The organism is Polaribacter sargassicola, from assembly GCF_021991835.1.
GTDB classification, from domain to species: Bacteria; Bacteroidota; Bacteroidia; order Flavobacteriales; family Flavobacteriaceae; genus Polaribacter; species Polaribacter sargassicola.
Genome location: NZ_JAHDAU010000010.1, coordinates 86,669 through 110,937 on the forward strand (window position 1 = coordinate 86,669; position 24,269 = coordinate 110,937).

Below are 24,269 nucleotides of genomic sequence, written 5' to 3' on the forward strand. Positions count from 1 at the left end.
CTTGATACCCCAAAGTTTTGAAAACATTCGTAACAATTATTTTTATAACTTTTTATAGCCTAAAATCAACTGCCCAAAATAATACTTACGAAGTTGGTGGTTTTGTAGGCTTTAATAATATGCAAACAGACTACGGACAACCTGATGAGTTTTCTAGCTATTTTAAAAAAAATGGACAATCTCTTTCAATTGCACATTATACACATTTTTTTAATTTAACTCAAAGATGGAACCGTAAATACGGAATTCATGATCATTTAATGATTAAAACAGAGTTACAATATATAAATAACACATTTACACATAATGATATTTACTCTAATAGTAACTCTGAAAACGGAGCAAAATTAAGAGGAATGGAATCTACTGTAAATATTTTAAATACAGGTATTAATGCAGAATATCATCTTAAGTCTTTAACCAACTTTTTTAACCCATATGCAGATGTTTCTTTTAATCCTTTTGTGGGAGTTGGTGTAAATTATTTCTTTTATAATAATGATTTAACTTCTACCCTTGGTGATTGGAGAAATGATTTTTCTGTTTTACCAGAAAAATTTTCAGGAGATGCATTAGCAGTTGGTTCTGGTAGCGGTTTTGCTGTTAATTTTTATGGAGGAGCAAGATATAAGTTAACAAATAAAACCGATTTAGCCTTACAGATTAGTTCTCAATATTTCTTTTCTGATAAAATTGATGGTTTAGACGCCCAAGTTGAAGAAAATCAAAGCAACGAAATAATGTTAAACTTTCAATTAGGTTTAATATATCATCTTAACTTTAATTAAGCTTTATAATTAAAATACTTTTAAAACCAAATAAAAAAAGGATGTCTAAGACATCATCCTTTTTTTATTTTAAAGCTTGTTCTAAATCTGCTAAAATATCTTCTATATCTTCTACACCAACACTTAAACGTATTAAAGAGTTTGTAATACCCATTTTTTGTTTTTCTTCTGCTGGGATTGAACCGTGAGACATACTTATAGGATGATTAGACAAACTCTCTACTCCGCCCAAAGATTCTGCCAACGTAAATATTTTAGTACTTTGTAAAAAAGCGTACGCTGCTTCTTTAGATTCGTCTTTTAATCGAAAAGAAACCATTCCACCAAAACCTTTCATTTGTTTTTTTGCCAATTGATAATTTGGGTGATTTTCTAAACCCGGATAATAAACTTGACTAACTTTTGAATGATTTTCTAAAAATTGAGCTACTTTTATTCCGTTTTCGCAATGACGTTGCATTCTAAGATGTAATGTTTTTATACCTCTTAATGCTAAAAAAGAATCCATAGGACCAGAAATTGCACCTGCTGCATATTGTATAAAATGAATCTCTTTTGCTAAAGATTCTTCTTTTACAACTAAAACACCCATTATTAAATCGCTATGACCGCCTAAATATTTTGTTGCAGAATGCATTACAATATCGGTTCCTAAATCTAACGGTTGTTGTAAATATGGTGTGGCAAATGTGTTGTCTACTCCTATTAAAATTTCTGAATTAATTGCTTTTACTGCTGTTGTAATTGCTTTAATGTCTGCAATTTTCATTAACGGGTTTGTAGGTGTTTCTATCCAAACTAGTTTTGTGTTTTCTGTTATTGCATTGGTAATGTTTGCAACATCATCCATGTTTACAAAAGAAAACTCTAAACCATATTTTTGAAATAATTTGGTAAACATTCTATAACTTCCGCCATACAAATCGTCTCCTGCAATAATTTCGTCTCCTGGTTTTAATAAGCGTAAAACGCAATCTACTGCAGCTAAACCAGATGCAAATGCAAAACCATGTGTACCGTTTTCTAAAGATGCTACACTTTTTTCTAACGCTGTTCTTGTTGGGTTTGCGCCTCTAGAATACTCAAAACCTTTGTGTTCTGTTGGACTGGTTTTTGCAAATGTTGATGTTAAAAAAACTGGTGGCATTACGGCTCCTGTGGTTTCTTCTGGTTTTTGTCCTCCGTGAATTGTTTTGGTATTAAATTTCATTTTCTTTTTATTCTATAAGTTGGCAAACGAGTTTAGCCCAGATTGAACGCGTGTTTGAGCTCTTTTTGAGTTTACGAAAAAAAGCGAGTAGTGAAAGCTGGAAATAGCTTCTATAAAGACTTTTTAAGACATTTTATTGTTGCATAATGCAAGCCTTCGTGAAAATTATTGAAGGTAATTGCGTCTTCTATAGAATTTAAATCTAAACCGGCACTTGTACTATATGTTGTAAAGTTTTCGAAAATTCCGGCACTGTAATCTTCTATAAAAGTGTCTGGCAAACCTGTAAACAATTCTAATACTTCTTCAAACTCTTCTTCTGTAAAAGTTACTGTTGGCACAGTTCCCTTTTTAAAATTTTCTATTAAATCGTCTGGGCATAAACAGTTTAAACCAGATAATTTGTAATTTAAAAGTTGTTGTGTAACTACTAAATGTGCCACATTCCAAGCAATATTGTTGTTAAATCCGTCTGGAATTACGTGTAATTGCTCTAATGTTAAACCTTCTATTTCTTTTAAAATAAGTTGGCGATATTTTTTAAATACATCAAATTGTATGTTCATTTTTATGTGTAATTTTGATAATGTAAATATAATTTAATAAAATGAAGAAAGTATATTTTTTACAAACTTGTGATACTTGCCGTAGAATTTTAAAAGAAGTAAATATTGATGGTTTTGAAAAACAAGAAATAAAAGCAAATAATATTACTATTGAGCAATTAGACGAAATGTATGCTCTTTCTGGTAGTTACGAAGCGCTTTTTAACAAACGTGCTAAGTTGTATAAATCTATGGATTTAAAAAACCAAACGTTGTCTGAGAGTGATTATAGACAATTTTTGTTAGATGAATACACTTTTTTAAAGCGCCCTGTTTTTATTGTTGATGAAGAAATTTTTATTGGAAACAGTAAAAAAGTAATTGAAAGTTTAAAAGAGAAGATTGGTTAATAATCTTCTCTTTTTTTAAAAAATTTTAATTAGAAGCTACTTTTAAATTTGATGAAGAAAGCATTGCTGCCAACTCATCTTGCGTAATTTTTGTTTTTACACCAAATAACACTAGTTTATCAGAATCACCATTGGCTCTAATAATAATTTCTCTAATGTAATTGCCTTTTTCTATAAAAAACAACTCTGCATTACTATTATCTTCTTTTATTCTTACTAAAGTTTTTAAATTATTTTTTCTACTAAATTTTCTAAAATCTTTAGAAACAACATTGTCATCGTTGTTAAAAATCATCAACTTAAAATCGCTAGATTTTCTAATTACATTTAATAAATCATCATCTGTATCTTCATCTAAAAAAGAACCTGCTAAAGACGCAGATAAATTAATTGAAAAAGTAGATTTGTCTTTATTTACATTATAGAATTTTTTAAATGCAGCATCTTGTGCCGAAATTGTTGTAATAAAAAGTGCGAAAAAAAAGGTTGTAAATGTTTTCATAATACTTGGTTTTAAAATGAAGACGACCTTATTATAACTTTGTTACAAATGATTTTTTTTATTGATAGACATTTCGCTTAATTTTAAGAAATAGTAACACCAATAACCTAAGTTTTATTTTGTAATTTTGCGCTCTAAATTAAAAATATATGTTTTCTAAAAAAGCAAACGAAATCTTTGATAATTGTATTAAAACCTATAAAAGTAACCCAGAAGTAGAACAGGTTTGCACAAATCCTTTTGATAAAAATACAGATTTAATTGATTTTTTATTGTTTGAAAAATGTTGGGTAGATGCTACACAATGGGCTTATGAAGATATTATTAGAGATCCTAATATTAATGCAGAAGATGCGCTTGTTTTAAAAAGAAAAATTGATGCTTCTAACCAAGTAAGAACGGATAATGTTGAGTTTATAGACAGTTATTTTTTAGATAAATATAAAGATATTGTTGTTTCTAAAGACGCAAAAATAAATTCTGAAAGTCCGGCTTGGGCAATAGATCGTTTGTCTATTTTGGCATTAAAAATTTACCATATGCACTTAGAAACTGTGCGAGAAGATGCTACAGAAGAACATAAAGAAAAATGTTCTAAAAAATTGGCCATTCTTTTAGAACAACGTACAGATTTATCTACCGCAATTGACGATTTAATTTTAGATATTGAAAATGGTGATAAGTACATGAAAGTTTACAAGCAAATGAAAATGTATAATGATGCTGAATTAAATCCTGTTTTAAGAGCTTCTAAATAATATTTTTTTGTCTAAACAAACCCAAAATATCTTAATAATTCGTCTTTCTGCAATGGGAGATGTAGCTATTATGGTACCGGTTTTAGACGCACTTTTAAGACAAAACAGTAATATTAAAATTACTGTTTTAACACAAAAATTTTACACACCTTTTTTTAGCCATTTAAAAAACGTTACTGTTTACCCCGTAGATACTAAAGGAAAACATAAAGGTTTTTTAGGTTTATTTAAACTTTATAAAGAGTTAAAAAAACAAAACTTTACTGCTATTGCAGACATACATAATGTTTTACGTAGCAATGTTTTAAAACTTTTTTTTCTTGGTAAAAACTTTTATCAAATTGATAAAGGAAGAGAAGAAAAAAAGAAACTGATATCTAAAGAAAACTTTGTTCAGCTAAAAACTTCTCATGAGCGTTATGCAGATGTTTTTAGAAAAATGGGTTTTACAATTAATTTATCAAACCCTGTTTTTCCTGATAAAAAAGAAATTCCGGCTTCTGTTGCCAATTTATTAAAAAATACTACTTCTAATAAATTAATAGGAATTGCACCTTTTGCGGCTCATAAAAGTAAAATGTATCCTTTAGATAAAATGAAAATTGTTGTTAAACAGCTTTCTAAAAATAATACAATCTTATTATTTGGTGGTAAAAGTGATGTGGAGTTTTTAAAAACATTGCAAACAAACCAAAACATTCTTCTTATTGCTGGTAAATTAAATTTTACAGAAGAATTGGCAACTATTTCTAACTTAGATTGTATGCTTTCTATGGATTCTGGTAACGCTCATTTAGCAGCAATGTTAGGCAAAAAAGTAATTACAATTTGGGGAGTTACGCATCCTTTTGCAGGTTTTGCACCTTTTAATCAACCAAAAGATTATGCTTTATTAGCTGACACTAAAAAATATCCTTTAGTGCCAACTTCTATTTATGGAAATAAATATCCAGAAGGTTATGAAAACGCAGCTTCTAGTATTTTACCAAACTCAATTATAGAAAAAGTACAAAGTATTATTTAAGAAAATTTACGTTCTATAATACTTAAAAAACGAGCTTCTAATTCTTCTTGTTTAGACCAATCGTAATCTGGTTTTACCATCTTATTTATAAAACTTTTGGCTTCTGTTTCTGATCCGTAAGTATTTAATTGAGATACTACTCTATTAAAGTCTTCTTGGCTACCTTCAAACAAATTCTTTACAAAAGCAATTCTATCATTTAAACCAATTTGTATGTTTTTTGCAAAACGATCGTTTAAAGATTTTTGTGTAGAAACAGGTATATCAAATAATGTAGCAATCTCATCAACAGAAATTGTATCTTGTAATTCTTCTTCTAAAGTTTTTATTTTATTTTCTTCAACTTTAATAACATCATTTATAACCTCTTCTTCTACTATCTTATTTATGGGTTCATTATTAATTTCTTCCTCTAATTCTTCTTCTATAGGCTCAACAGAATCAACAGTTAGCTCCTCTTCTATTATTAAATCTTCTTCTAAAACCTCTTCTTTTTCAGAATGCATAATGTCTATCAATTCATCAAAAGGTTGTTCTATTTCTTCTTCTTTTTCTACCTTCCAAACAAATTCTTGTGGTTCTTCTTCTAATTGATAAACAACTTTTTCTTCCTCTTCATTCTCTACACTTGTAGTGTTTTCTTTAATCTCTATAGCATTTTCTATTACAGAAACTAACTCTTCTTTTGTTTTTTTCTCATTAGGTGTTGTATTTACATACTCTTCTACAAATGCTAACAAAGACAATTTTTCATAAACCTCTTTAGATTTTTCTTTTAAAGCAAACACATCTTCTTTATTTTTCATTTTTAAAATACTGTGTGCCAAACTCATTAAGTCTGCTTCTAATTTTTTGTGCATAAGTTGTTTATTGAAGTTATTTTTTACTCGTAAATATTGCTAAATTTGTAGTCGCTTTAAAAGTGACAATTTACAAAAACAATTAACGCTAAAATTACAAAATGTTTCTTGAAAATACAGTAAATCACACAGAACAATTTGGTTGGATAGAAGTAATTTGTGGTTCTATGTTTTCTGGTAAAACAGAAGAACTTATTAGACGTTTAAAACGTGCCCAATTTGCAAAACAACGTGTAGAAATTTTTAAACCTGCGGTAGACATACGTTATGATGAAGAAGAAGTTGTTTCTCATAACGATACTAGAATTAGATCTACACCTGTACCTGCTTCTTCTAATATTAGATTATTAGCTAATAATGTTGATGTTGTTGGTATTGATGAAGCTCAATTTTTTGACGATGAAATTGTTGCTGTCTGTAATGATTTAGCAAACAGAGGTATTAGAGTTATTGTTGCTGGTTTAGATATGGATTTTAAAGGAAATCCTTTTGGGCCAATGCCTGCCTTAATGGCTACTGCAGAATATGTTACAAAAGTACATGCTGTTTGTACACATACAGGAAACTTAGCTCATTATAGTTTTAGAAAAGCTAAAAATGATGATTTAGTTATGTTAGGGGAAACCCAAGAATATGAGCCCTTAAGTAGAGCGGCATATTATAAAGCTGTTAAAAACAAACAAGAGAAAGATACTTCTAAAAAAGAAAACTCTAACGATGAATAATCATCATGTAACTGTATTAGAAATTGATACAAAAGCACTAGAACATAATCTTAATTACTTTAAACAAAAACTAAAACAAGAAACTAAAATATTAGCTGTTGTAAAAGCATTTGCTTACGGTAGTGATAGTGTACTAATTGCTAAGTTTTTAGAAAACAAAGTAGATTATTTTGCTGTAGCTTACACAACCGAAGGTATTGCTTTAAGAGACGCTGGCATTAAAACACCTATTTTAGTTTTACATCCGCAGATACAAAATTTACAAACACTTATAGATTATAGGCTAGAACCTAATTTATATAGTTTTAAAATTTTTGAAGCTTTTTTAGAACTGGCAGATAAAACTTTGTTAATGAATTATCCTATTCATTTAAAGTTTAATACAGGTTTAAATAGATTAGGGTTTTGGCATACAGATATTCCTAAAATTTTAAGCTGTTTAAAAGAAACCAAACACGTAAAAGTTCAATCTATATTTTCTCACTTAGCTGCTAGCGAAGATTTAGAGGAGCAAGAGTTTACAATAAACCAAATAAATAATTTTACATATATAGCACAGCAATTCTATAATCATCTAGATTACAAACCAATATTACATATTTTAAACACTTCTGGTGTTATTAATTATGCAAAAGCACAATATAATATGGTTAGAATTGGTATTGGTTTATATGGTTTTGGCAATAATAAAGAAGAAACAAATCAACTTAAAAACACACATAATTTAACATCTATAATTTCTCAAATCCATTTAATAAACCCAGGAGAAACAGTTGGTTATAATAGAGCGTTTGTAGCTGCGGGTTCTATTAAATCTGCAACAATACCAGTTGGTCATGCAGATGGTTTATCTAGAAGATTAGGTAATAAAAAAGGATATGTTATCATCAATAATAAAAAAGCACCAATAATTGGTAATGTTTGTATGGATATGATTATGGTTGATGTAACTAAAATTGATTGTAAAGAAGGTGATAAAGTTATTGTCTTTAACAATCAAGAAATGATACAACATATTGCTGATGTTGCAGAAACAATTCCTTATGAAACTTTGACTTCAATTTCTCAACGTGTTAAAAAAACGTTAAAATAGACTTTTTTTTACTACTTTTGTGGTCTAACATAATTATTAAAAAATAAGAAAGATGGGAATGCTTAAAGAATTTAAAGACTTTGCAATGAAGGGAAACCTTATTGATATTGCAGTAGGTTTTGTTATGGGTGCAGCTTTTAAACAAGTTGTTACTTCTTTTACAGGAGGAATTGTTTCTCCATTAATCGGATTAATATTTAATGCTGACTTTAAAGACTTAAAATGGATTGTTAAAGATGGTGTTGCAGATGAAACAGGTAAAGTTGTTGGTGAAGTTGCCGTTTTATATGGTGATTTTATTACTAACGTAATCGATTTTATAATTGTTGCTTTTGTAATGTTTATGATTGTAAAAGGTGTTAATGCTACTAAGAAAAAAGAAGAACCAGCACCAGAGCCAGCTCCTGCAGGACCAAGTCAAGAAGATTTATTAGCTGAAATTAGAGATTTATTAGCTAAAAAATAATAAAACTTTTATTAAAGTTTATTTAATAAAATCCTGAGTTTTTACTCAGGATTTTTTTTGTATCCTACAAAACACAATAAACAACTTGGTTAATTAAGAATATAAATTCTTAAAACTATATTATATTCGCATAATTATGACTATAATTTTAGAAACATCCTAAATAGATTATGAGACTTTATTTATCTTTTTTATTGATTTTTAGTATTATTTTAATCTCTAATGCACAAGACAATACAATATCAGAACAAATAAAAACAGAAAGAGATATTGAATTGAATAGCCTACAAAACGATTTAGTTAATAATAAAATTAAAATAACCAATTTAACAGAACAACTCTCTTTATTAAGTAAAAAAGAATATGGTCAAAAAATAGAATTACAAGAACAAATTCAAAGAGAGCTAGACAATAGAATTAAAATTTTAGAAGAAAGCCCAAAAGTAAAAATTAAATCTAACGGTCAACTTGCTTTTGCTGAATTGATAAAAATCCAAAAAGATATTCAGCCTGCTAAATTATATTTAGCTTCTAATGGTTTTTACACTAAATTAGGAAAGTTTGATAATCTTCAAAACTATTCTGAATTTACATCTTGGAAAAAAGAATATGATAGTTGGTATCAAAAAAAGAAAGGCAAAAACACCACTTTTGATTATATTGATAAAACTATTGCTTTAATAACAGATTCTTCTAATGAAATACCTCTTTTTGGCTCTATCTCTCAAACAGTAACTTCTGGTATTACATTAATTTTATCAAATTTAAAAAGTAGAGATGAAAACTTAATGAGTAAAACTCCACAAGTACTAACTTTATTAAATTCTATTGGGCAATTTGAATCAGAAAAATCAATATTAGATAATGAATGGAAAACGATAGATGGTGAGTTAAAAGAATTACAATCTGAATATAAAACTCTTGTTGATGAACAAATTACTTTTTATGATATAGATAAAGCTAAATATAATCTATTTTTATCTGCCACTTTAGATTCTGATATTAGTAAATTTAAAGTTTACAGCAGAGAAAAAGTATTGAAAAAATTACAATTTTTAGACAATGGTAATAACCAAAATTGGATGGGTAAAGTAGAAACCTATATGCACCAGGTACAATCTATAAGAATTAGATTTGGCCAATTAACTGGTAGAATGTTAGACAATATAGAAAAATATGAAAAACTATTTTCTAAATATACAGATCCAAATAAATTTTCTTCAGAATTTGTTACTAAAGCACAAGACTTAGGTACAGATTTAAAACAAGTAAAAGAAAATTTTATACTACAGTTTAAGCCAAATAAATATATAGAAGACTCTGCTGTAATGTATATTAAAAGATAAAAAAACTACTCTTTTAAAGTTTTAAGAAACCATTTTCTATCTATTTCTTTTGCACCCAAACTTGCTAAATGTTCGTTATAAATTTGACAATCTATTAATTTGTATTTTTTATTTTTTGCTAAATAAATAAAAGCAAGTTTAGATGCATTTGATACTTTGCTAAACATACTTTCTCCACAAAAAACATTATTAACCTCTACTCCATATAAACCACCAACCAACACTCCATCTTTCCACACTTCTATAGATTTTGCAACACCAATTTTATGTAAGTTAATATAGGCTTGCTTCATATCATCTGTAATCCAAGTACCAAAACCATCGTTTCTTTCAATATTTTTACAATTAAAAATAACTTCTTTAAAAGCCTTATTTTCTGTTATTGTAAATTCTTGTTTGTTGATGATTTTTCGCATCGATTTAGAAACTTTTATATCACTTGGCAATAAAACCATCCTTTTATAAGGGCAATACCATACAATTGGTTCTCCTTCTGAAAACCAAGGAAAAATGCCATTTTTATATGCAAAAATTAACCTTTCTTCAGACAAATCTCCTCCCAAAGCAATAATGCCATCATCTGTTGTATATTCATAAGAAGGAAATTCAATTTTTTCTGTAAGCCAAATCATATTATCTTATTTATTGCTAAATTACTTAAATCATAAAAAATAAATGAAAACAAATTATTGTTCTATTTATAAAAATTAAGTCCTTATTTTTGTAAACTATTTAAAAAGACAAGCTCATCATCTAAAATGGCAAAGAAAAAAAGAAAGAAAACAAAAACACATAGAGCAAAACTGACACATTTCTACTATTCTAGAACTGGTTTTTATATGTTTATTTGGGAAAGTTTAAAAAAAGCTTTCTGGCCTATTGTTGGTGTTGTTATAGGTATATTTTTGTTTAACAAATACGTTTATAACATAAATGATGGTTTGCATCATTTTACAGAAACGTTTTCTAGAATTACCATTTTAATAACTTTCTTTATTTCTGAAACTTTATTAGGATTAATACCTCCAGAAATTTTTATTGCTTGGACAAAAAAGACAGATCAGCCTATTTTAAATTTAATAATGCTTGCCGTTTTATCTTATTCGGGTGGTTTAATTTCTTATTTTATAGGAAAAACAGCATTAAAAATTAAGTCTGTTAAAGATTATCTGGAAGTAAAAATGGCTGAAAATTTAAAAAACACTCGTAAATGGGGTGGAATTTTAATATTAGTTGGTGCATTATTACCACTACCTTTTTCTATTGCTTGCCTTGCTGCCGGAATGATAAAATATCCTTTTAAAAAAGTAGTATTTTTTGGTTTATTCCGTTTTGCTAGATTTGCAATTTACGCTTGGGCTATTTTTAAAGTAGTACACTAAACTCGGTTTAAAATAATTATATTTGCTTTATGGGATTAACAAATAACGATATTTTAAAAAAATTACGAGTAGCTCATAAACTAAGAGATACAGATATTGTAGATATTTGTGCTTTAGTAGATTTTAAAGTTACAAAAGGAGAATTAGGAGCATTATTTAGAAGTGAAGATCATCCTAAATATGTAGAATGCGGAGATCAAATTTTACGTAACTTCTTAAACGGATTGATAATTCACTTAAGAGGACCAATGCCTAAAAAAGGAGAAAAAAAATAAATTTATTTTAAAAAATTATAATTAATCAACATAAAAAAAGAGAATTTACAATGTAAATTCTCTTTTTTTATGTTGATTAATTATATAATCTAGAAAGGTAAATCATCTGGTTCTTCATCAGAAACACTAGATGTTGGCTCAAATTGGTCTACTGGAGGCAAATTACTTGGCGCACTTGCTTGAGATGATAAATTCTCAATTCTCCATCCTTGCACAGAGTTAAAGTATTTAGCTTCACCTTGTGGATTAATCCACTCTCTTCCTCTTAAATTGATAGATACCTTAACATCTTGACCAACTTTGTAGCTATTTAACAAATCTGTTTTGTCTTGTACAAACTCAATCATTATCATTTGTGGGTATTGTTCATCTGTAGTAACAACTAATTCTCTTTTTCTAAAACCGTTAGAACCAAATGTTTGAACTTCTCCTATTAATTTAATTTTACCAATAACTTCCATAATTTCTAATTTAATAAAAGTACTTTACCAAGTACTATCTACTTCATTCTTTTTTAAATAATCTTAGGCAAATGTATGTTTTTTTAAGGGTTTTAGTTCAATAAATTAAAAATCTTCTACATCAAAGTTATTAACACTACGCCTAATTTAAAACAGAAACTGATGTTTTACCACCATTAAAGTATAAAGTTTTATTTTATTAAACTTAAATATTTACACTAAAAAATACTAACTTTTATTAGAAGGAGTTATATTGATGAAACCTTTATATTTGTTTAATGATTATTTTTTCGAACAGTATTTTATTTAGAAGAATTACAATTATTATTTCTTTAATTATTGTTTCTTTAATTTTATGGAATACTTATATTTTCTTTCAAAAGTTTAAACAAGAAGAACGAGCTAAAATGGAAATTTTAGCTGCTGCTCAAAAAGAAATTGCAGCAAGCACAGATTTAGATGCAAGTGTAACCTTACCTCTAAAAATCATAGAAAACAATAATAACATTCCTATGATTTTGGTAGACGATAAAGGTGCCGTTATTAACTATCAAAACCTTAACTCTAAGAAGGCTTTAAATCCAAAATATATAGAAAAAGTACTTGATAAAATGAAATCTGAAAACTCACCTATAGAAGTAAGTTTTTCCGGTGAAAACAAACAATATATTTATTACAGCAATTCAGATTTATTAAATAAACTTACTTACTATCCTTTAGCTTTAATTTTAATCTTAGTGTTATTTTTATCTGTTGTTTATATGTTTTTCAACTCAAATAAAGCTTCTGAAACTAATAAATTATGGACAGGTATGGCAAAGGAAACTGCACATCAAATTGGCACACCTTTATCTTCTTTACTTGGTTGGATTGCTATTTTAAAGATGGAAAAAATTGACAACAACTATGTAGAAGAGATTGAAAAAGATGTACATAGGTTAAATACTATAGCAAATCGTTTTTCTAAAATTGGTTCTACACCAGAGTTAAAAAAAGAAAATATTGTTACCATTACAAAACAAGCTTTTGATTATTTAGAATCTAGAAGTTCTGAACAAATTACTTTTTCTTTTACAGCCGATAATCAAGAAATTTACACCAACTTAAATACAGAATTATTTGGTTGGGTTATAGAAAACCTTATTAAAAATGCAATTGATGCTATGCTTGGCAAAGGTGAACTAAATTTAATTATAGAAAGTACATCTAAAAAAGTAAAAATCAATATTTCCGACACAGGTAAAGGAATCCCTAAAAAACTTTATAAGCAAATTTTTAAACCTGGTTTTACCACTAAAAAACGTGGTTGGGGACTAGGCCTATCTCTTTCTAAAAGAATTGTAACAGACTACCATAATGGTAAAATTTTTGTAAAAGAATCAGAAATAAACAAAGGCACTACTTTTGAGATTCTTTTAGATAGAGTTTAACATATCTAATAGCAATATATTTTTCTAAATCTATCCTAAATCTTCTTTGTATCGACGAACGGTATTTTAATCTCAAAAAATACCATTTATAGATAGAAAGACTCATTTCATACAAAGAAAAAAAGCATTCAAATAAAAGTAACTCATTATTACTTAAGCCATTCTTAAATTTGTTCTACTTGTAGAACAAATAAGTTTTAACCATATATTCATTATAAGCTTAGTAAAATGAGAAAAAAAATTACACGAATATTTATTTTATTTATCATATTGTCTATAGCTGAAAAAGGATATAGTCAATTAAGTGATTTACATTACTTACCGCCGTTAAAACAATATGCAAACAATCAATCTATCAGGCAACAGACTGTTTATTTATCAACTCCAGAAACGTCTAGCTTTAACGTAAATATTTATAGAGGTAACAATGCAACTCCTATTGCTTCTCTATCTTTATCTAAATCTACACCAAAAACCTATAATTTAGCAGATGGAGATAACAATATAACATTAGTTACCAATGCAAATACGGGGATAGTTCTACAAAACAGCGGATTACGATTCGAATCTTCTGGAGGTGAAGAATTTTATGTTAACTATAGGGGTAGATCAAGTGCCCAAGGAGCCTCAATTACCTCTAAAGGTAGAGCTGCTTTAGGTCAAAAATTTAAATGGGGTGGTGCTCCTATAGAAGCAAATAATGCTAATATAAATGCAACATTAGGTATTATGGCTACAGAAGATAATACCACGGTAACAATAAGTGATTACAATCCTAATTGTGAGTTTAGATTAGCAGGAGATATAGATGGTATTACATCTAATTCTATTAATATAACCCTTAATAAAGGAGAATCTTATGTACTAGAAGCTGCAAAAAATGCTACTACAGCTAATATTAATGGTTGGATTGGTGCATCTATTGATTCCAATAAAGATATTGCTATTAGTAACGGAATGTTAAATTTTGGTGTAAGTACAAGTAGCGCATCTAGAGATGCTGGAGCAGACCAACCTGTTCCTGAAAATAAATTAGGTAAAGAATATGTTTTTGTTAGAGGTCATGGAGGATCTACTAATGAATTTATTATTATAATTGGTACACAAGAAAATACCGAAGTTTATGTAAATGACGAAACGAGTCCGTTCGCAACAATTGGAAATGGAGAATATGTAGAAATTCCTGCTTCAAAATATTCAGGTGGTACAGTAGGTAAAAACATGAATGTAACAACAACAAAAGATGTTTATGCTTATCAAGTTCTTTCTGGTAGTTCTCATACAAAAACAGTTAGTTTAAACTTTGTTGCCCCTGTTAACTGTCTACTTCCAGACACTATGGATTTTATTTATGATATAAAAGATCTTGCTGGTGCTAATATTTCTGGTGGTGTTTTTATTATAGCTTCTAGTTCTACAAATAATTCAGATATTATAGTAAGCGACAATTCCGGTACTGTAAGTTTACCAGCAGAAGAAACTGTTGTTGGTAATTCTGATTGGAAAACTTTTTATATTTCTGATCTTTCTGGCGATGTTTCTGTAGAGTCTTCTGGACCTATAGCCGTTGGTTTTACAGGATTTAGCGTACATATTGGTGTAGCTGGTTATTTTTCTGGTTTTGATACTGTACCTGTTACAGACATTATAATTACTGGAGGTGGATGTTTACCTGATGGCTCTTTAGAGGTTGTTAATAAAGACTTTGAAACATACCAATGGTATGACAATGGTGTTTTAGTACCTGGTGCAAACACCCCTTACTATTCTCCTTCAGAATCTGGAGATTATTTTGTTCGTGTTTCTAAAGGTGGTTGTACTTATGATTCTCAATCTATTTCTGCATATTATTGTAACCCAGATATTATTATAAATAAAACTGCAGATAAAACAGAGGTTATGGAAGGAGAAACCATTACTTTTAATATTACTGTAGAAAGTAAAAGTTTAGATCCTATAACAAATCTTGTTATTACAGATATAATTCCAGAAGGTTTATCAATTGTTAATGTAGAAGAAAGTACAGGTACATGGTCATCACCAGATTGGTCTATTGGTACAATTACAAGTGGGCAAACAGAAACAATTACTATAGAAACAATTGTAGATGATATGACCGGAATTGACGCAGTTACATCACTAACAAATACAGCTATAAACAGTCAAGATCAAGTAGACACAAATATTACAGAAGATTCTCCTTCCGTAGATTTTGATATACTTAGAGACTATGATGGCGATTTAGTAGCAGATAAATATGATATTGACGATGACAATGATGGTATTTTAGATACTGAAGAAGGAAATGAAGATACAGATAGTGATGGTATACCAAATTTATTAGATTTAGATTCTGATGGAGATGGATGCCCAGATACTATAGAAGCTCGTGTACCAACACTATTAGAAAGTGCAGAAGTAACCAACAGTAGTACTAATAATAGTGATATTATATTAACTAAAAGTATTGCAAACTCTATAATAAATATCTCAAACAATCCTGTTGGTAGTAATGGTTTGGCAGCTAGTTTAGAAAACGGAGATGATAGTTCTACAGCCACCACAAATTACACCTCTACATACAACACATATGCATTAGACAATACAATTAATGTATGTGGAACTCCAATGATAACACAAGTATATCAAACAGAAACAGAGAGATGGATAGAAGTTACCAACATAAACAACACCAATATAATTGCACCAAATGCAACAATAATTGCTCTATTTAAAAATACCACTGGAGACCAAACAGGTGTTACACCAACTGCATATGCATCTAATACTAATGTTATAAACCCTGGTCAATCTATATTAATATCTGCTGGTTCCGTTACAAATAAACTATCTTCTGCTTCAGAAATAGTAAATACAGAAGTTACCGACTTTACTGATGCTGATGATGTTATAACCCTAACAAGAGCAACTAATAATAGTGCTTGGGAAGCAAGAATTGACGTTATAAACTCTATTAGTAATAATACCAGTTATGTTCGTATAGACGAAACTTTATCACCTAACACTACTTTTGACGAAACAGAGTGGGTTGCTTTTATTGATGACAATATTATTACTTTTTCTGATCTAGTAAATGATGATACAACAGAACGTCATGCACATGACCCTTTAATTTCAGAAATTACGACTGCTAACAATAATGCAAACATAAAACCAGGCTTACATAACCTTGAGTTTACAGATAGAACTAATTCTAATTGGTCTAACGGATATCCTGATAGATCTAGAAATGTAAAAATTTCTGAAAGCTTTTCTTTTTCAGAAAAATTAAGCGCCAGAAAACTAGAAGTTAGAAACGGAAGTGTTTTTAGTATAATAGATAATTTGTTAGTAGTAACTAATAACATTACTATAACAACATCTGCAGATGCAATTAGATTAATTAGTTCTGATAATACCAATAAAGCTCAATTAATACAAACTCATAACCAGACAAAACAAGTTTCTGGTTTTGGTAAAATTGTAATAGACCAAAACTCTGAAATATCAAGTATATACAGATATAATTACATGAGTTCTCCTGTAAATACAATTGGCGCAGATACATATGCAATAGAAGACGTTTTAAAAGATGGAACAACACCAACTTCTATTACTTCACTTATTAGAGATATAAATTTTGTATCGGGCTATGATGGTAGTGCAACATCTCCAATTTCTATAGCAGACTACTGGATTTACACATACTCACCTTCAACTAACGGTTTATCTAATTGGTCTCACAAATATAAAAATGGAAACATTAATCAAACTGACGGTTTTATTATTAAAGGACCTGGTGTTGCACAAAATTACACATTTGTAGGTACGCCTAAAGACGGCAATTTAGAAACAAATATTGGTGCAGAAGAAACTTACTTAGTAGGAAACCCTTATGCGTCTGCAATAAGCGTCAAAAAGTTTATAGAAGACAACCAAAACTCCATAACTGGTAATTTATATTTTTGGGAACATAATGGAGAAGAAAACACAGATACTGAAACTTCTGGGCATAATTACGCTGGTTATATTGGTGGTTATGCAATTAGAAATAGTTCTATGGGTCTTGCTGCTAATCAAGTTTCTACTAACAATGGATACTCTGAAACAAATAGTATTATAGAAGCAGAAACAGGTACATTATTAAACGGAGCTCAAGTTTATACAGATAATAATATTAATTCTTCAGAAGCATCTTCTACCAATAGTACAAGTGGTGTATTACTAAATAATTTAAATCAAAAGGTTATTTTTACTAGTAATGTTAATGCAGACTCTTTAATTATTAATTATCAATCAGATGAAGCTTTATTACTAAATATCAAAATAAATGGAGTAGATAATTCTACTTTACTAAATAAATCTGCTAATACTTATACAAGTATTACTATTACAGACAACATTAATGTATCTGATGAAATTGAATTAATTTATGTTGATGAAACATCTAATTTAAATTTAAAAATAGATTATATTAATTTAAAAGGAGATGGTGTTGATGATTCTTCTCCATCTCTCGGTGATGGAGATTATAAAGTTCCTGGGGCATTTATTCCTATCGGACAAGGATTCTTTATTGTTGGAAACTCTAATGGAGGTAATATTAATTTTAATAATAGTCAAAGAGAGTTTGTAACAGAAGGTACAGAATCTGTTTTCTTTAAGACTAGTAGTGAAAAATCTAAATCTGATAATACTACTAAAAACTTATTACCTATAATTAAACTAGGTATGGATTACAATACTGATGATGTAAACTTACATAGGCAAATAGGTGTATCTTTTAAAGAAGGCAATACATTTGGATTAGAAACAGGTTATGATGCAGAAATCTTAGACATAGGGTCTACTGACATTTATTGGAAAATGCCAAATGCAGACGACAAACTTGCTATTACAGGTGTAGAAAATATTACCGATAATTTAGAAGTTCCTCTAGAAGTTATTTTAGCAAAAACAGGAACTATTTCAATAGGTATAGATGAATGGAATGAAATTAATAGAAATGTATATTTAACAGATAAATTGACTGAAACTTCTTACTTATTAAATAACTCAAAAATATCTTTAACTTTAGTAGAAGGTGTATATTCAGAAAGGTTTGTTCTTGGTTTTAAAGATATAAGTACAGAAGAAAATAGTACTTTAGATGTTTCAGATGCTATTATATCAGAAAAAAATATTTCTATATATGTAGATCAAAATAATAAAGAACTTGTAATAAATAATAATAGTAACATAGATTTAAAAAATGTAAAGCTATTTAACATATTAGGGCAACAAGTAAGTATATGGAATGATTTTGACACGGATACAAGTATAAATCGTTTAAAAGTTAAAAACCTTACTGAAAAAATCTACATTGTTAATATAGAAACTAAAGAAGGACGAATTTCTAAAAAAATAGTTATAGAGTAACTCTATCTAAAATAAACATTAAAAAAAAACCTACTATTTAAATAGTAGGTTTTTTTCTATACTTCTGCTGCAATTTGTTTTGCTAAATCTACAAATTCTTCATTTGTTAATTTTACTTTTTGTGTAAATTGCATATCTGTCATTTGGTTTGTTGGTACCAAATGCACATGTATATGTGGCACCTCTAATCCAATAACACTCATGCAAACCCTTTTACAAGAAACTGCCTTTTCTAATGCTTTTGCTATTTTGTAAGAAAAATCCATTAAGTTTAAATACTCTTCTTTAGATAAATCAAAAAGTTTGTCTTCTTCTTTTTTAGGCACAACTAAAGTATGTCCTTTTGCATTAGGGTTTATATCTAAAAAAGCTATATAGTTTTCATCTTCTGCTACTTTATAACAAGGTATTTCTCCTTCTATTATTTTTGTAAAAATGCTCATCTTAAAAGTTATTTTATAGTAGTAAATATAAAAAAGAATTCGGGTTTTAGCATTGCCAAAACCCGAATTTATATTTTTAGAATTCTCTTATTTAATAACTAATTACAATTAGCTTACCAACTAGACTAGCCCTGATTGAAACGGCATCCTTTTTTGAGGAACGAAAAAAAGATATAGTGGAAAGCAGGAAATAGCTTCTAATAATAAAATTATCTAGAAATTTCTACTATTTCAAATTTCATAATACCATTTGGTACTTTAATTTCTGCCACATCACCTACTTTTTTACCTAATAAACCTTTACCTATTGGTGAGTTTACAGATAATTTTCCATTTCTTACATCAGTTTCAGAGTCTGCAACCAATGTGTAAGAAAACTCCATGCCATTTGCAGAGTTCTTAATTTTTACGATAGAATGAATAAGAACCTTAGAAGTATCTAATTGAGATTCATCTAAAATACGTGCATTTGCTATAACGTTTTTAAGCTTTGCTATTTTGGTTTCTAAATGAGATTGTTCTTCTTTTGCTGCATGATATTCTGCATTTTCACTTAAATCTCCTTTATCTCTTGCATCTGCAATTTCTTGTGTTACTCTTGGTCTCTCAACTTGTTCTAATTGTACCAATTCATCTTTCAATTTCTTTAATCCTTCTTCTGAATAATAAGATATCTTGCTCATAGTTTCTTAAATAGTTTCTTAAATTTAAAAATCCCATTACCCTAACAGGAATGAGATTGTATTACAAATGTACAAAATATTTGTAACTTGCTATCGTTTTAATAGAAACGAAGAAATATCATGATAAAAAAAACACTTATACTTTTGTCTATTTTAACTTTTTTAAATTGTTCTGTTAATGATAATTTGGATGGATGCATACAATCTTTACCTCTAAATATAGCTACAGATTTAAACAATCCAGAATTAATAAATGTGAATGTTCCTGGTGGTTATGTAGAACTTTCTGGAGGCTCTAAAGGCATTCTTTTAGTTAACGTAAACGGAAATGATTTTGTTGCTTATGATAAATTATGCCCTGCAGGAGATTGTGATTCTCCCATGACATTTGAAAATGGAATCCTTTTAAAATGTCAATGTGATGGAAGTGAATATGGAGTTGGAAAAGGAATTGGAGGCGCACCACAAACAGAGGGTTTTATTTGTCCTGCAATAGAGTATAATGTTACCAAAATAGGTACAGCAATTCGAATCACAAATTTTTAATAGGGTACTTTATATAAGTTGCTTATTTTTGCCAAAACACAACAATATTTAACGTGAAAAACTATTTTTCTTCAGATTTTAAACTAGGCGTTCTTGGTGGCGGACAATTGGGTAGAATGCTTTTAGCAGAAACTCAAAAATTAGACATACATACCTCTATTTTAGACAGTAATAAAAATGCACCTTGTGCAGAAATTTGTAACACTTTTGTACTTGGTAATTTATTAGATTTTGATGCTGTTTACAATTTTGGTAAAACAGTAGATTTATTAACAATAGAAATTGAAAATGTAAACTTAGATGCTTTAGATAAACTAGAAGCAGAAGGTTTACCAATTTATCCTAAGCCAAAAGATTTACGCATTATACAAAGCAAAGCAAGACAGAAAAACTTTTATGTAGACCATAAAATACCTACTGCAGATTTTTCTCATTACGCTTATCTAGAAGAATTAAAACATTCTGTAGAAAATGATATTATAAGTTTCCCTTTTGTTTGGAAAGCTGCTCGTTTTGGTTACGATGGTAATGGTGTAAAAATTGTTAGAAATATTGCCGATTTAGAAAGCTTACCAAATGTTGAGTGTATTACAGAAAAATTAATTCCGTTTAAAAACGAATTAGCTGTAATTGTTGCTAGAAATGCAGATGGAAAAGTAAAAACATACCCGGTTGTAGAAATGGAATTTCATCCAGAAGCTAACCAAGTAGAATATGTTATTTGTCCTGCAAGAATCAATTTTAAAGTTGCAGAAAAAGCAAGAGAAGTTGCCTTGCAAGTAGTTAGTAATTTAGATTTTGTTGGTTTATTAGCTGTAGAGATGTTTCAAACAGTAGATGATAAAATCTTGGTAAATGAAGTTGCACCAAGACCACACAACTCTGGTCATTATTCTATAGAAGCAAGTTATACCAATCAATTTGAACAACATTTACGTTCTATTTTAAACCTTCCGTTAGGAAATACCGAAAGTAAAGTTGCCGGCATTATGGTAAACCTTGTTGGTGAAGAAGGTTTTTCTGGCAATGTTATTTACGAAAATATAGAAGACATTTTAAAAATTGATGGGGTTACACCTCACATTTACGGAAAAAAAGAAACTCGTCCTTTTAGAAAAATGGGACATGTTACTATTGTAAATCCTGATATTGATAAAGCGAGAGAAATAGCACAAAAAGTAAAAGAAACAATTAGAGTAATTGCAAAATAATTAGGTATTCAGCTGAATTTTATTCGGCTTTTAAAAATAAAACTATGGTAGGAATAATAATGGGAAGCGATTCTGATCTTCCAATAATGCAAGAAGCAATAGATATTTTAACAAGTTTTGATATTAAAATAGAAGTAGACATTGTTTCTGCTCACAGAACTCCAGAAAAATTAGTAGATTATTCTAAAAATGCACACAACAGAGGTATACAAGTAATTATTGCGGGTGCTGGTGGTGCTGCACATTTACCAGGAATGGTAGCAAGTATGAGTCCTTTACCTGTAATTGGTGTTCCTGTAAAAAGCAGAAACTCTATAGATGGTTGGGATTCTGTTTTATCTATCCTACAAATGCCTGGTGGCGTACCTGTTGCAACGGTTGCTTTAGATGGCGCAAAAAATGCAGGTATTTTAGCAGCGCAAATAATTGGTGCTTCAGATGAACTTGTTTTAAATAAAATTATCGCTTATAAAGAAGAATTGAAACTTAAAGTTGAAAAAGCTTCTGCAAGAGTTAGACAATAAAAAATGTCTCTCCGAGCTCAGTCAAGAAAGAGGTTTATTTTAGGTCTCGACTGCACTCGACCTGACACAATTAAACAATTACACATTTTTACATGAATCCACTTTTACAAGATTTTAATACTGCTCCTTTTTCTAAAATTTCTAATGATGATTACATTCCTGCTATTAAAAAAGGAATAGAAATTGCCAAAGCAGAAATTCAAGAAATTGTTGACAATACAGATACACCAACATTTGAAAACACAACGGTTGCTTTAGATTTTACAGGAAGTAAATTAGGTAGAATTACAAGCATTTTTTTCAACTTAAATTCTGCAGAAACAAATGATGAAATTCAGAAAATTGCACAAGAAGTTTCTCCTTGGTTAAGTGAGTTTAGTAATGATATTACTTTAAATGAAGCTTTGTTTGCAAAAGTAAAAACTGTTTACGACACTAAAGATTCTTTAAATTTAACTAAAGAACAAGCCATGTTGCTAGACAAACAATACAAAGGTTTTGCGAGAAATGGAGCTAATTTAAAAGAAGAAGACAAAACAAAACTTAGAGAAATAGATGCACAACTCTCTAAATTATCTTTAAAATTTGGCGAAAATGTTTTGGCAGAAACCAATGCTTTTGAACTGCATTTAACCAATGAAGAAGATGTTGCTGGTTTACCAGAAAGCGCAAAAGAAGCTGCAAAAGAAATAGCAAAATCTAAAAATAAAGAAGGTTATATTTTTACTTTAGATTACCCTAGTTATATTCCTTTTTTAACCTACGCAGACAACAGAGAATTACGTAAAAAAATGGCTATTGCTGCTGGTAAAAAAGCTTTTCAGGATAACGAATTTAATAATGAGGAAATTGTTTTAGAAATTGTTAATCTTCGTCAAAAAAGAGCCAATTTATTAGGTTACAAAACACATGCTCATTTTGTTTTAGAAGAAAGAATGGCAGAAACGCCAGAAAAAGTAATCGAATTTTCTAACAATTTATTAAAAAAAGCCAAACCTGCTGCTTTAAAAGAATTTGAAAACTTAGAAAATTTTGCAAAAAAATTAGACGGAATAGAAAAGCTTCAAAAATGGGATGGTGCTTATTATTCAGAAAAATTAAAAAAAGAATTATTCGATTTAGACCAAGAAGCTTTAAAACCTTATTTTAAATTAGAAAACGTAATTGATGGGGTTTTTGAAATTGCAAACAGATTATATGATTTAAAATTTGAAGAAGTTTTTAACATCGATAAATATCATGAAGATGTAAAAACCTACAACGTAACCGATACAGAAGGTAACTTTATTGCTGTTTTTTATGCAGATTTTCATCCTAGAAAAGGAAAAAGAAATGGTGCTTGGATGACATCATACAAATCGCAACAAATAAAAGACGGCATTAACGAAAGACCACACGTTTCTATTGTTTGTAATTTTACAAAACCTACGGCTACAAAACCTTCTTTATTAACTTTTAATGAAGTTACGACCTTGTTTCATGAGTTTGGACATGCCTTACACGGAATGTTAGCAAACACAACTTACAATAGTTTATCTGGTACTTCGGTTTCTTGGGATTTTGTAGAATTACCAAGTCAGGTTTTAGAAAACTGGTGTTTCGAAAAAGAAGCTTTAGAGTTGTTTGCCAAACATTATGAAACTGGAGAAGTTATACCAATGAAATATGTAGAAAAAATTAAAGAATCGGCTAGTTTTCATGAAGGAATGCAAACTTTACGTCAGTTAAGTTTTGGTCTTTTAGATATGAAATGGCATAGCGAAGATCCATCTAAAATTACATCAATAAAAGAATTTGAAAACGATGCTTTTGCAGAAACAAAATTATATCCTGATGTTGCAGAAAATGCTATGAGTACTGCTTTTTCTCATATTTTTCAAGGAGGATATTCTGCTGGATATTATTCTTACAAATGGGCAGAAGTTTTAGATGCAGATGCTTTTGAGTATTTCTTAGAAGAAGGTATTTTTAACAAAGAAGTTGCTACAAAATTTAAAGAGAATGTATTGTCTAAAGGAGGAACAGAAAAACCAATGGAATTGTACAAACGTTTTAGAGGCAAAGAACCAAAACCAGACGCTTTGCTAAAAAGAGCAGGTTTACTTTAGAGTTAACACTAATTAACAGAAATTATATTTAAATCGGTTTTTCAATGATTATTTTTATCAC

General features: G+C 29.0%; 24 protein-coding genes. 16 read left to right on the plus strand and 8 right to left on the minus strand.

Features of this window, described 5'->3' with window-relative positions; genetic code table 11:
• Nucleotides 1-17 precede the first annotated feature (17 nt).
• Nucleotides 18-788, plus strand: coding sequence for a THC0290_0291 family protein (locus KI686_RS14190; RefSeq protein ID WP_237589988.1), 771 nt, complete (start codon nt 18-20; stop codon nt 786-788).
• A gap of 64 nt (nt 789-852) precedes the next feature.
• On the opposite strand, the gene KI686_RS14195 is transcribed toward KI686_RS14190, so the two are convergent.
• Together KI686_RS14195 and KI686_RS14200 are read right to left on the minus strand one after the other, a co-directional pair.
• Nucleotides 853-1,998 carry a cystathionine gamma-synthase gene (locus tag KI686_RS14195; RefSeq protein WP_237589989.1) on the minus strand — a complete coding sequence of 382 codons (1,146 nt, stop codon included), beginning with the start codon at nt 1,996-1,998 and terminating at the stop codon, nt 853-855.
• Between the two features lie 110 nt (nt 1,999-2,108).
• Entirely contained in the window at nt 2,109-2,564 is a 456-nt protein-coding gene (locus KI686_RS14200; RefSeq protein WP_237589990.1) for a DinB family protein, read from the minus strand.
• Between the two features lie 41 nt (nt 2,565-2,605).
• Here KI686_RS14200 and KI686_RS14205 point away from each other — a divergent pair, with 41 nt between their 5' ends.
• Nucleotides 2,606-2,953: an arsenate reductase family protein gene (locus KI686_RS14205; RefSeq protein WP_237589991.1), complete on the plus strand. Its 348-nt coding sequence runs from the start codon at nt 2,606-2,608 to the stop codon at nt 2,951-2,953.
• A 25-nt stretch (nt 2,954-2,978) separates the two neighbouring features.
• On the opposite strand, the gene KI686_RS14210 is transcribed toward KI686_RS14205, so the two are convergent.
• On the minus strand, nt 2,979-3,455 hold the full coding sequence (locus KI686_RS14210; RefSeq protein WP_237589992.1) for a DUF4252 domain-containing protein: 477 nt from the start codon (nt 3,453-3,455) through the stop codon (nt 2,979-2,981).
• Between the two features lie 149 nt (nt 3,456-3,604).
• On the opposite strand from KI686_RS14210, the gene KI686_RS14215 reads away from it, so the two are divergent.
• Both KI686_RS14215 and KI686_RS14220 read left to right on the plus strand, forming a co-directional pair.
• Nucleotides 3,605-4,213 carry a DUF4254 domain-containing protein gene (locus KI686_RS14215; RefSeq protein WP_237589993.1) on the plus strand — a complete coding sequence of 203 codons (609 nt, stop codon included), beginning with the start codon at nt 3,605-3,607 and terminating at the stop codon, nt 4,211-4,213.
• A 52-nt stretch (nt 4,214-4,265) separates the two neighbouring features.
• A complete protein-coding gene (locus KI686_RS14220) occupies nt 4,266-5,237 on the plus strand; it encodes a glycosyltransferase family 9 protein (protein WP_237590017.1) in 972 nt (323 codons plus the stop codon).
• Here KI686_RS14220 and KI686_RS14225 read toward each other — a convergent pair.
• Nucleotides 5,234-6,097 (minus strand): DUF8457 domain-containing protein, encoded by an 864-nt coding sequence (locus tag KI686_RS14225; RefSeq protein WP_237589994.1) that lies wholly within the window; start codon nt 6,095-6,097, stop codon nt 5,234-5,236. The two genes, KI686_RS14220 and KI686_RS14225, sit on opposite strands and share 4 nt — an antisense overlap.
• 101 nt (nt 6,098-6,198) lie before the next feature.
• On the opposite strand from KI686_RS14225, the gene KI686_RS14230 reads away from it, so the two are divergent.
• The 4 genes from KI686_RS14230 (at nt 6,199) to KI686_RS14245 (ending at nt 9,727) form a co-directional block, all read left to right on the plus strand.
• Nucleotides 6,199-6,822, plus strand: a complete 624-nt coding sequence (locus KI686_RS14230; protein ID WP_237589995.1) for a thymidine kinase — start codon at nt 6,199-6,201, stop codon at nt 6,820-6,822.
• On the plus strand, nt 6,815-7,915 hold the full coding sequence (gene alr / locus KI686_RS14235) for an alanine racemase (protein ID WP_237589996.1): 1,101 nt from the start codon (nt 6,815-6,817) through the stop codon (nt 7,913-7,915). The genes KI686_RS14230 and alr overlap by 8 nt, the downstream gene beginning before the upstream one ends.
• A gap of 58 nt (nt 7,916-7,973) precedes the next feature.
• Complete coding sequence (gene mscL / locus KI686_RS14240) at nt 7,974-8,381, plus strand: large-conductance mechanosensitive channel protein MscL (protein WP_237590018.1); 408 nt, start codon at nt 7,974-7,976, stop codon at nt 8,379-8,381.
• A gap of 170 nt (nt 8,382-8,551) precedes the next feature.
• Nucleotides 8,552-9,727, plus strand: coding sequence for a hypothetical protein (locus KI686_RS14245; RefSeq protein ID WP_237589997.1), 1,176 nt, complete (start codon nt 8,552-8,554; stop codon nt 9,725-9,727).
• A 5-nt stretch (nt 9,728-9,732) separates the two neighbouring features.
• On the opposite strand, the gene aat is transcribed toward KI686_RS14245, so the two are convergent.
• Nucleotides 9,733-10,359 (minus strand): leucyl/phenylalanyl-tRNA--protein transferase, encoded by a 627-nt coding sequence (aat, locus tag KI686_RS14250; RefSeq protein WP_237589998.1) that lies wholly within the window; start codon nt 10,357-10,359, stop codon nt 9,733-9,735.
• Between the two features lie 126 nt (nt 10,360-10,485).
• Between aat and KI686_RS14255 the strand changes: the two genes are divergently transcribed.
• Together KI686_RS14255 and KI686_RS14260 are read left to right on the plus strand one after the other, a co-directional pair.
• Nucleotides 10,486-11,109 (plus strand): YqaA family protein, encoded by a 624-nt coding sequence (locus KI686_RS14255; protein WP_237589999.1) that lies wholly within the window; start codon nt 10,486-10,488, stop codon nt 11,107-11,109.
• Nucleotides 11,110-11,138: 29 nt separating this feature from the next.
• Nucleotides 11,139-11,384: a DUF1456 family protein gene (locus KI686_RS14260; protein ID WP_237590000.1), complete on the plus strand. Its 246-nt coding sequence runs from the start codon at nt 11,139-11,141 to the stop codon at nt 11,382-11,384.
• Nucleotides 11,385-11,473: 89 nt separating this feature from the next.
• On the opposite strand, the gene KI686_RS14265 is transcribed toward KI686_RS14260, so the two are convergent.
• The gene (locus KI686_RS14265; protein WP_237590001.1) at nt 11,474-11,845 is read right to left on the minus strand and encodes a DUF3127 domain-containing protein; all 372 of its coding nucleotides are present in this window, start codon (nt 11,843-11,845) and stop codon (nt 11,474-11,476) included.
• Nucleotides 11,846-12,123: 278 nt separating this feature from the next.
• On the opposite strand from KI686_RS14265, the gene KI686_RS14270 reads away from it, so the two are divergent.
• Nucleotides 12,124-13,275, plus strand: coding sequence for a sensor histidine kinase (locus KI686_RS14270; protein ID WP_237590002.1), 1,152 nt, complete (start codon nt 12,124-12,126; stop codon nt 13,273-13,275).
• A gap of 228 nt (nt 13,276-13,503) precedes the next feature.
• Nucleotides 13,504-18,693, plus strand: coding sequence for a DUF8693 domain-containing protein (locus tag KI686_RS14275; protein ID WP_237590003.1), 5,190 nt, complete (start codon nt 13,504-13,506; stop codon nt 18,691-18,693).
• 56 nt (nt 18,694-18,749) lie between these two features.
• Here KI686_RS14275 and KI686_RS14280 read toward each other — a convergent pair whose 3' ends face one another.
• Both KI686_RS14280 and greA read right to left on the minus strand, forming a co-directional pair.
• A complete protein-coding gene (locus KI686_RS14280) occupies nt 18,750-19,136 on the minus strand; it encodes an HIT family protein (protein ID WP_237590004.1) in 387 nt (128 codons plus the stop codon).
• A gap of 209 nt (nt 19,137-19,345) precedes the next feature.
• Entirely contained in the window at nt 19,346-19,819 is a 474-nt protein-coding gene (gene greA / locus KI686_RS14285) for a transcription elongation factor GreA (RefSeq protein ID WP_237590005.1), read from the minus strand.
• A 120-nt stretch (nt 19,820-19,939) separates the two neighbouring features.
• Between greA and KI686_RS14290 the strand changes: the two genes are divergently transcribed.
• The 4 genes from KI686_RS14290 to KI686_RS14305 all read left to right on the plus strand — a co-directional run bounded on the left by KI686_RS14290 (nt 19,940) and on the right by KI686_RS14305 (nt 24,208).
• Nucleotides 19,940-20,365, plus strand: coding sequence for a Rieske (2Fe-2S) protein (locus tag KI686_RS14290; RefSeq protein ID WP_237590006.1), 426 nt, complete (start codon nt 19,940-19,942; stop codon nt 20,363-20,365).
• Nucleotides 20,366-20,418: 53 nt separating this feature from the next.
• The gene (locus tag KI686_RS14295) at nt 20,419-21,576 is read left to right on the plus strand and encodes a 5-(carboxyamino)imidazole ribonucleotide synthase (RefSeq protein ID WP_237590007.1); all 1,158 of its coding nucleotides are present in this window, start codon (nt 20,419-20,421) and stop codon (nt 21,574-21,576) included.
• Nucleotides 21,577-21,620: 44 nt separating this feature from the next.
• Nucleotides 21,621-22,100: a 5-(carboxyamino)imidazole ribonucleotide mutase gene (gene purE, locus KI686_RS14300; protein WP_237590008.1), complete on the plus strand. Its 480-nt coding sequence runs from the start codon at nt 21,621-21,623 to the stop codon at nt 22,098-22,100.
• A gap of 92 nt (nt 22,101-22,192) precedes the next feature.
• Nucleotides 22,193-24,208: a M3 family metallopeptidase gene (locus KI686_RS14305; protein ID WP_237590009.1), complete on the plus strand. Its 2,016-nt coding sequence runs from the start codon at nt 22,193-22,195 to the stop codon at nt 24,206-24,208.
• Nucleotides 24,209-24,269: the final 61 nt, after the last annotated feature.

Bases quoted from the DNA above. Each gene is read 5' to 3' on its own strand.
- KI686_RS14230 (WP_237589995.1), top strand. From the start codon at position 6,199: ATGTTTCTTGAAAATACAGTAAATCACACAGAACAATTTGGTTGGATA.
- KI686_RS14205 (WP_237589991.1), top strand. From the start codon at position 2,606: ATGAAGAAAGTATATTTTTTACAAACTTGTGATACTTGCCGTAGAATT.
- mscL (WP_237590018.1), top strand. From the start codon at position 7,974: ATGCTTAAAGAATTTAAAGACTTTGCAATGAAGGGAAACCTTATTGAT.
- KI686_RS14255 (WP_237589999.1), top strand. From the start codon at position 10,486: ATGGCAAAGAAAAAAAGAAAGAAAACAAAAACACATAGAGCAAAACTG.
- purE (WP_237590008.1), top strand. From the start codon at position 21,621: ATGGTAGGAATAATAATGGGAAGCGATTCTGATCTTCCAATAATGCAA.
- alr (WP_237589996.1), top strand. From the start codon at position 6,815: ATGAATAATCATCATGTAACTGTATTAGAAATTGATACAAAAGCACTA.
- KI686_RS14275 (WP_237590003.1), top strand. From the start codon at position 13,504: ATGAGAAAAAAAATTACACGAATATTTATTTTATTTATCATATTGTCT.
- KI686_RS14215 (WP_237589993.1), top strand. From the start codon at position 3,605: ATGTTTTCTAAAAAAGCAAACGAAATCTTTGATAATTGTATTAAAACC.
- KI686_RS14220 (WP_237590017.1), top strand. From the start codon at position 4,266: ATGGGAGATGTAGCTATTATGGTACCGGTTTTAGACGCACTTTTAAGA.
- KI686_RS14245 (WP_237589997.1), top strand. From the start codon at position 8,552: ATGAGACTTTATTTATCTTTTTTATTGATTTTTAGTATTATTTTAATC.
- KI686_RS14260 (WP_237590000.1), top strand. From the start codon at position 11,139: ATGGGATTAACAAATAACGATATTTTAAAAAAATTACGAGTAGCTCAT.
- KI686_RS14280 (WP_237590004.1), bottom strand. From the start codon at position 19,136: ATGAGCATTTTTACAAAAATAATAGAAGGAGAAATACCTTGTTATAAA.
- KI686_RS14265 (WP_237590001.1), bottom strand. From the start codon at position 11,845: ATGGAAGTTATTGGTAAAATTAAATTAATAGGAGAAGTTCAAACATTT.
- KI686_RS14200 (WP_237589990.1), bottom strand. From the start codon at position 2,564: ATGAACATACAATTTGATGTATTTAAAAAATATCGCCAACTTATTTTA.
- greA (WP_237590005.1), bottom strand. From the start codon at position 19,819: ATGAGCAAGATATCTTATTATTCAGAAGAAGGATTAAAGAAATTGAAA.
- KI686_RS14225 (WP_237589994.1), bottom strand. From the start codon at position 6,097: ATGCACAAAAAATTAGAAGCAGACTTAATGAGTTTGGCACACAGTATT.
- KI686_RS14305 (WP_237590009.1), top strand. From the start codon at position 22,193: ATGAATCCACTTTTACAAGATTTTAATACTGCTCCTTTTTCTAAAATT.
- KI686_RS14290 (WP_237590006.1), top strand. From the start codon at position 19,940: ATGATAAAAAAAACACTTATACTTTTGTCTATTTTAACTTTTTTAAAT.
- KI686_RS14195 (WP_237589989.1), bottom strand. From the start codon at position 1,998: ATGAAATTTAATACCAAAACAATTCACGGAGGACAAAAACCAGAAGAA.
- KI686_RS14210 (WP_237589992.1), bottom strand. From the start codon at position 3,455: ATGAAAACATTTACAACCTTTTTTTTCGCACTTTTTATTACAACAATT.
- KI686_RS14270 (WP_237590002.1), top strand. From the start codon at position 12,124: ATGATTATTTTTTCGAACAGTATTTTATTTAGAAGAATTACAATTATT.
- aat (WP_237589998.1), bottom strand. From the start codon at position 10,359: ATGATTTGGCTTACAGAAAAAATTGAATTTCCTTCTTATGAATATACA.